This is a genomic window from Azonexus caeni, assembly GCF_048146105.1.
GTDB classification, from domain to species: Bacteria; Pseudomonadota; Gammaproteobacteria; order Burkholderiales; family Rhodocyclaceae; genus Azonexus; species Azonexus aromaticus_B.
Genome location: NZ_JBKJAD010000065.1, coordinates 1 through 776, shown reverse-complemented (window position 1 = coordinate 776; position 776 = coordinate 1). Strand labels below are relative to the sequence as shown.

1 protein-coding gene is annotated in these 776 nt (G+C 54.1%); it reads right to left on the bottom strand.

The window, feature by feature from the left end; translation table 11 throughout:
- Window positions 1-192: 192 nt before the first annotated feature.
- Window positions 193-642: a hypothetical protein gene (locus ACLIIZ_RS21090; protein ID WP_416695669.1), complete on the bottom strand. Its 450-nt coding sequence runs from the start codon at window positions 640-642 to the stop codon at window positions 193-195.
- Window positions 643-776 lie beyond the last annotated feature (134 nt).

The following is a 776-nucleotide window of genomic DNA, read 5'->3' as shown; positions in this document are numbered from 1 at the left end:
GCTGAAACGTTTCGGCTATTGGCCCGAAACCGCAGCCGCCTAGCCAGACCGGTCTTCTCCTCGCTATCCCGCCTACCCGGCAGGGAGCTACATCATCGCCCATCGCGCCGGGGCTTTCACGGTAACGTTGTAAATCACCGGACGCAGGCAAGCGCAGCTTGCCGGAGGTCCGGTGGATTGGAATGTTGGGCGTCATTCGAGAACAAGCACCTTTCCACCACCACGCTCGAATTCGGAGCGAGTGGTTCGGGACGCTTCAGATGCCAACGATTCATGGCCAAGAATGTCTCTAAAAAGAAGCCTTGGTGGTTGATACGACTTTCGAAACTCTTGAAAAGTTGTTCCTTGAATCATTGGGGATGATTGCTCGACGCGGGCTAACCAAGCACACCGGAGGTCGGTTCGTCCAAGGGCCGCATTTATGCGGCTTTCGACTTGCAAATAGCCATCATGGCCCTGTGCAATTGCGTGATGTTCGGCTGCGGTGGTCTGGGTAACAACAATTTCTGGCTTATCAATGCTGGTGAGCGAAACCCACCCAGCAGTAACCATGTCAGTGTCGCCGGAGAATTGAACAATTGGAAACTGGTGTGAAGTTGCTTGCGACTGCAACCAAACGATCGTGTCGTAGATGGTGTTCATGACGCCCAACGAATAGCGTTTATCCGCCGACGCGGACGAGTTTGAAGAAGGTGTGAAGTCATATCGGCGGATAAACCTCGTTGGACTGGACCGCCGGACGGGCGATGGTTATGGGGATTGTAAGGAGGGCTTTT

Coding starts and splice junctions, on each gene's coding strand:
- ACLIIZ_RS21090 (WP_416695669.1), bottom strand. CDS start 642: ATGAACACCATCTACGACACGATCGTTTGGTTGCAGTCGCAAGCAACT.